This is a genomic window from Sinorhizobium fredii USDA 205, from assembly GCF_001461695.1.
In the GTDB taxonomy this organism is placed as follows: domain Bacteria; phylum Pseudomonadota; class Alphaproteobacteria; order Rhizobiales; family Rhizobiaceae; genus Sinorhizobium; species Sinorhizobium fredii.
On sequence record NZ_AUTC01000036.1, the window covers coordinates 1 to 6,445 of the forward strand.

Below are 6,445 nucleotides of genomic sequence, written 5' to 3' on the forward strand. Positions count from 1 at the left end.
GGGAATCCCCTAATTGCAGGGCGTTGAGAGGTTTTTCAGCGCCGACTTGATAACCTCAAATTACAGCTCCGAAATCGAGCTAAGAATGCCGCTCAGTTGCTGCTCAATGCGGAAGAGAAGTTCAGACGCGCAGTTCGACAACTGGAAGGGGCCAAGTCGTTCTTTGCCGAGGCAATCTCCGCACGATCAATACGTCGGCGACGCCACTGCTCAGCCATCATCCCTTCCGCTTAGAGCCCCAATCTTATGCGGGCGGCTTATCCGGGAGGAGCGGTGCCGCTTTCGCGCGCATCCATGTCAATGAATTCGAGAATTTGCCGCAATGGCCAATTTCTGCTGCCTCCCGATCGGAGGAGCAGTAGCGCCTCTTCTTTGAATAGGGTCAAATTGGCACGGTAAAATATTTCACTGTGGCACAAACCACGCTGTCACCGAGACCAGTTCCTGTTCGGTCGGCGCCCGCGGCAGGGAACTTCCGGCGTCGAGCATGTCCGCAAGGATTTCCAGTCGGGAACCTTTGATGTAGCGGCCGGCAAGCGACAGCTGAAATACCGGTTGGCTGTTGGGATCGGTCCTGCCGAATGGAATGGCGGAACCGATCAAGCGGCCGGAGGCGGTTCGAAAGCGGATTTCCGCGCCGAGCGGTAACGGGCCGGTGACGATATTGAGCCCCACGGTTTCGTCCGGCCGCGGCGCCCGAGGTAGGTTGATGACAATTCTTCGTTGTTGATCGGCCATCTCCGCCTTGAATCCCGCAGCAGGCGCGCTGCCGTTATCCCTTTGCCAAGCATTGCCAAAACACCGCGAGCATGTTTGCGACCAACGGCATCACCCAAAACCGTGGATTCCTGTGCCTCGAGCGGTTCAGAACGACCCCACCTGAATGTCAGTCAGCCGTGCCTCCACCGGCATGTTGCCTTCAATACGTTTGCCCTCTTGCGCGACCACAACGGCGAAGTCGATCGGTTCGCCCGCTTTGAGCCTACCATCGTCGATCAGAGTGTCGAGCGCCTTGTCGATTGGTATTGTGAAACTAACCGTGTCCGTATGCTGATGACGAACACCGAAGAACTCGAAACTGCCGGCAAATTCCGGTCCATCCGGGTTGAGATCAGGCGTCGTCCCCTCGGGGAAGATGAAGACGAGGAAGTTCAGTCCGCCAACGTCCATCGGCGGCGTGATGCTGACCCTGGCGAATTGACGCGACTGTTCCGAAGGCTTGGTCGCAACATCCACCAGTTCCTGCGAAACGGTGAGCTTGGCGGTCGCCGGCTTGTTTATTGCCACGGCAGCGGACGGAGGCACGGCTGCTTCCAAAGCCGGAATGGGGTTTGAGCGGCCGGCGATTGCAACCGGAATGACCTCTTCGCCACTGGCAGGTTCATAATCATATTCAAAGGCGCCGATTGCGAGATAATCGGCGGCCTTGATCTTGTCGGTTACGGGGCTGCCATCAGCGTTGACATAAAAGAGATAGGGTTCCGGATCGTACTGCGCCTGTTGGGCAACCGTTGGCCCGATGGGCAGACCCAACGCCTGCTGCTTGCGGGTCCAGACATCCCATAGCCGGTCGATGTTGCAATGATGCAGAAAGAAGATCGGGTCGAGCGGCGAGAGGTTCTGTGACATTAACCCATAGGGGGCGTTCTGGCCGCCGACGCTCATATGCACGCGGTTATGCGGTTGACCTTCGAGAATAGAGAAGCCGACCGGTGCCACTTGGTGACTAGACGATACCGGACTGTTAAATGCGAGACTCGGATCGCCCACGTCATTGGCGAATATCGTCGGCGCCAGCGAAGCCTTGATGGTGTCGATGTCGACCGCAACTTGGGTGGCAGGATTGAGCTTCGGATTCTGCGCCGTCAGGAAGCGGGCATTCGGCTGATTGGCGAAGCTCGCCATCGCGTCGCTCCACAGCGCATCAAAATCCGGATAACCGCGCAAGTTCTGCTGCTGCAATTGGGCAGGGCTGAGACTGTCCCAATAGGCCTTAATCGGCGCCTGCATGGTGTCTTGGAAGCTGTTGAGGTCAGGAATGTAGGCGGAGCTGTTGACGGGATCGAGAATCGTGCCGAACAGCGGCGGCAGAACCTCGGGATTGGCCGTCCAGTCCCAATATGGTAGGGCGAAATCCGGATTGCCGCTCAATTCGCGGCAAGTCTCTTCGAAATAGCCCAGATACCCGCGGTGCCAGCTGGTAAACCACCAGTCGCCATGGGGGCAGTCCATCAGGTGGATGAAGCCATTGCGGTACCAGTTGCGCGGGTCCGATGGGGGAAGCTTCAGCATCGCGGTGACGGCGTCCATATAACTTTGCAAGTCCTTCTGCCCTTCAGCGCTGGTCATGTTCTTGCGCCTATACTTGCTCGCCGCCCGCAGAATGCTCGGTGCAAAAAGCGCTGTACTAGCGGCAGCGGTTGCGCCTTTGATGAAAGAGCGGCGTGAAATCGTCAGAAATCGCGTGCGTGTCATCGAGTTGATCCCCCGATTAAGTGGTTGGTCCGAAGGTCTTTCCAGCTTTCAGAACCCTGAGTCATCCGGTGGTTACAAGTGCATTGCTTTTCAGCCTCGCAGATAATTTATCGCAAAACGGTATAGCGCACATCCATTCAAAACTACTGGTTGTGCTAAAGTTCGGGCTAACTATGTTTCAGATGCAATAATCCGCTAGAAGCATCGAAACTCGAGAAATGCCTCCCGGTACCGTCCGCCAAAGGTGACAGCCTTTGGAGCAATGCTGCCTGGAGCAAAAAAGCATAGGAGCGCGTCCTCACCCGCACTACCACTGTCACCGCGAGTTAAACGGCTACGCGAATTGGCAAAGATCCCAACCACGACGCGATCGAGAAAGAGCGTAAGTCGTTCGAGCACTAGCGGTGCCGAGCGGTACGCGATACCGCCGGTGTCCTCAGTGACTACCAAGTCGGCCCGAGCTATGGGAGCTCACACCCTCGTCGCCACACCCGAGAACGCGAAATCCCTCCTAGCTAGTGCCCGTCCATAAACGGCAAATCGCTGATATTGTTGGATTATTCTCGGCTTTGTTGCATGAATAATTTCTGAACGGTTCGGCGATAGGCAAACAGGATCGCAATCAGCTTGATTTGAGTGCCATGCCGTATAAACACAACGCCGATCGCCGTCATCACATCGCAAAGACGAAATTTCGGATATCGAATTGGCCGGAGTACGAGGCAGGCCTGCGTCGGCGTGGCAGTCTTACACTGTGGATGACGCCGGAAGCATTGGCTGGATGGCGTGCACCACGGCGAAAAACGCGAGGTGGTCAACCCCGCTATTCCGATCTTGCCATCGAAACGGCCCTGACCCTGGGCTGTGTGTTCGGAATGCGGCTGCGCCAGACCGAAGGGCTCATGAATTCGGTGTTCGATCTTATGGGACTTGAGATACCCGTCCCCGATCATACGACGCTGAGCCGTCGGGCACAAACGTGGAAGCTGCCGGCCCAACGAAACCCGCCTCTGCCGGACTGCCCGCTGCATGTGCTGGTCGACAGCACGGGGTTAAAGGTGTACGGCGCCGGGCAATGGCTTGAGGAGAAACATGGCGCCAGATCACGCCGTAATTGGCGCAAATTCCATCTGGCAGTGGATGCCAATAGTGGCGAGATCATTGCCCATAGGCTGACCGATCAGGGCACGGATGATCCTTCCCAGGTGGAGCCGTTGCTCAGCCAGATCGACGGCGGGATCGACCAGTTCACAGCCGACGGAGCCTATGACGGCAAGCCAACCTATAGGTCTGTCCTGCAGCACAGTGCCACCGCGAGCGTCGTCATTCCACCGCGTTCGACGGCGGTTGAAAGCGGTGACACCGGGCCGCCCGGTCAAAGGGACAAGCACATAGCGACGATCGCAAAAGACGGGCGGCTGAAATGGCAGGCAGCCACCGGCTATGGCAAGCGGGCGCTGATCGAAACCGCCATCGGGCGATACAAGGCTTCAATCGGACGACGCTTGCGAGCTCGTTCGTTCGCAGCTCAGCAGGTGGAGGTCGCCATCGGTTGCGCCGTTCTCAACCGAATGCTGGCATGCGGACGCCCGGACTCTGTCCGCTGCCAGGTTAGGCAGACATAGTTAACCCTGTCAAAGACCGAGGTCCGTCGAATTCTTGATCGCTGCACCAACGCCGCGCGTCGTGCAATTCCTCAGATTACTACACACCCTGGACGTTCCTCTCGATGCCGACTTTCTGGGGCGCACGCGTGCCCGAGCAGGTACTTGCGGATGAAAACTACCTACGGGCCTTAGCGCTCGATGCTGCGAAGGACCAGGTGCAGATCTACAAGCACTTCATGTACCGTGTCGACTGGCTACGAAACGTCAAGGGAAGCGAGTATTTTGGACGAATTTCTCGGATGGTGCAGAATTGGGCCGGACTCGGAATGGTCCTGCCGCCGTTAACGCCGACCAACCATCTCCCAGCAGACGTGCGCTACGAGCAAGGTCGAAGCAAGCGCCAAGCGGGTGATGACCTGAAGGTCGAGTTGGTTCGAAATGTCGAGGAACTCGGCGATCCCGAGAAGCTCAAGGCTCGCGCCGCTGCGCCAGCTGGAGCCGTTCAGCCGCGTGAGATCAACCGCGGTCGCCGTGCGTTCCGCCAAGGCGAAGTGTGACGTCTTGTCTGGGGTGATGAGGGTCGACATTGCCGTCGCCGGCGCGGGGCCGTCTGGGGCCACCATCGCACGCTTGCTCGCGCTGAAGGGCTGGCAAGTGGCATTGATCGACCCGCCGGGCAAGCGTCTTGATCGGTTGGAGGTTCTCGCGCCGTCGTCGATGGCAATCGTCGATGCGCTTTCGCTCGGTGATGTACTCAAAGAGCCCATGATAGCGCGTCCATGTCTCGGAATTCGTCGTAGGTGGCTCTCTGCCGAGGTCGAGTTCGACGACTTCATTCGCCGCCCGCCTGGCCGGGGCTTCGTGGTCGATCGCCGGCCCTTCGACGACCGCCTTCGATCACTCGCGCTCGCAGCGGGCACCGAATTCGTCATTGGTCGCGTAACGGGAATCCGACGTGAGGGCGATGTCTTCCTGCTCGACGTCGCCGGCAACGCTCAAGCGAGCCTGTCTGCCTCAGTCGTTGTCGACGCGACAGGGCGTACTGCCGCGCTCGCACGCAGGCTTGGGGCCCAACGCATTATCAAGGAGCGCCTCGTAGCACAGCGTCGACCGATCGATCACTCAAGCCCAACCGACGGGGAGCCGGTTTGGCTTGATGTCGAAGCCGACGACACCTCTTGGAACTACGCCACGCACGGCCCGGACGGCCGCCACGAAAGCTGGACCATCTGCCGAGAAGGGAGCCAGCCGATTAATGGCGTGCCGGCCGATATCGCCAACGCGTCCTCAACCTGCCTGGCTCATCACGCTGGTCCTGGTTGGATTGCCATTGGTGACGCTGCCGCCGCGTTTGACCCGATTGCCTCTCAAGGGCTTTTCAATGCCCTCTCCGCCGCCGTGGTCGCTGCAGGCATAATTACCGAGCATGAGGGTGGCATTACCCGCGATGTCGCACTCGAATACTCCGCGGCGATGATGTCGACTTTCCTGCATTCCGAACGCGGTAGGGGGCAGGTGTATGCCGCTAGGAATCTCGTTCCTTCGAATGGCGGAGCATAGTCGACAGCATTGCCATACGCGCCAATGAAAACCCCGGAAGAAAACGATCCAGAACGCGACAGCCTCATCAAGGAAGCCGCCACCGCCATTCAAGAAGCCACAGTTCCCACATTAGTCAAAATCCACAAGACCTAAATTATCATCGGCCAGAGCGAAGAGGCGGTTCAGGACGTCAAAGGAATACTCGAAGAACGGCTCGCTGACTCCCTTAAAAAGGGCAGCCGTGGTTGCCCATGCTCTGGCAGTCCTTGCTCGAAGCCACTGTGTCGAGACATATTTCAATTGACTCAGACAGGCAAACGGCTGGAAGCAAGACAAATATCGTCGACTAGTTTGCCACTCAACTCATGGGGCAAAGTGCCGAAGAGGACGTGAGCGACGATTTACTCGATACCGAAGATCGGACCGATTCGGTCTTGCGCGAAATCATTTCCGATTGGGAGAATTGACGGGCGGCTTCTATAGCGGCGGTTGCTGACCTCGGCGTCTCATTATCACTCATGCAGGCCAGTGGCGTTGGATAAAGATCCGATTTCAACTTAACCCTTCAATGAATTGCAAACCGAAAGCGACCCCGAACTGCCGGAACGAAAAGCCAGATTCTACTACTTCCACACCGACCAGATCGGTACATCGCAGGAAATGACCAACACCGAGGGGCAAGTGGGCGTGAACAGGAAGTTCGCTTGCTTGTTTTAGTCAAGCAGCTCAACACGCTGCAACTGCGTTTATCTTCGCTATACGGTTCACTTACTTCGTCGGCGCTGAAAAACCTCTCAACGCCCTGCAATTAGGGGATTCCC

At 57.7% G+C, this 6,445-nt stretch carries 6 protein-coding genes; 4 read left to right on the top strand and 2 right to left on the bottom strand.

All coding sequences use genetic code 11. From position 1 onward, the window contains the following. Positions 1 to 405: 405 nt before the first annotated feature. Both N181_RS05700 and N181_RS05705 read right to left on the bottom strand, forming a co-directional pair. The gene (locus tag N181_RS05700) at positions 406 to 738 is read right to left on the bottom strand and encodes a hypothetical protein (protein WP_060563288.1); all 333 of its coding nucleotides are present in this window, start codon (positions 736 to 738) and stop codon (positions 406 to 408) included. A gap of 126 nt (positions 739 to 864) precedes the next feature. Next, a complete protein-coding gene (locus N181_RS05705) occupies positions 865 to 2,475 on the bottom strand; it encodes a tyrosinase family protein (protein ID WP_042779320.1) in 1,611 nt (536 codons plus the stop codon). 641 nt (positions 2,476 to 3,116) lie between these two features. Here N181_RS05705 and N181_RS05710 point away from each other — a divergent pair. From N181_RS05710 to N181_RS35470, 4 genes are all read left to right on the top strand, one after another. Continuing rightward, a complete protein-coding gene (locus tag N181_RS05710) occupies positions 3,117 to 4,100 on the top strand; it encodes an IS5 family transposase (protein WP_060563289.1) in 984 nt (327 codons plus the stop codon). Positions 4,101 to 4,204: 104 nt separating this feature from the next. After that, positions 4,205 to 4,639 (top strand): hypothetical protein, encoded by a 435-nt coding sequence (locus N181_RS32920; RefSeq protein ID WP_153451223.1) that lies wholly within the window; start codon positions 4,205 to 4,207, stop codon positions 4,637 to 4,639. 16 nt (positions 4,640 to 4,655) lie between these two features. Further along, positions 4,656 to 5,642, top strand: a complete 987-nt coding sequence (locus N181_RS05720) for an NAD(P)/FAD-dependent oxidoreductase (RefSeq protein WP_042779356.1) — start codon at positions 4,656 to 4,658, stop codon at positions 5,640 to 5,642. A 555-nt stretch (positions 5,643 to 6,197) separates the two neighbouring features. Further along, positions 6,198 to 6,341, top strand: a complete 144-nt coding sequence (locus N181_RS35470; protein ID WP_153451229.1) for an RHS domain-containing protein — start codon at positions 6,198 to 6,200, stop codon at positions 6,339 to 6,341. The last annotated feature ends 104 nt before the right edge of the window (positions 6,342 to 6,445 follow it).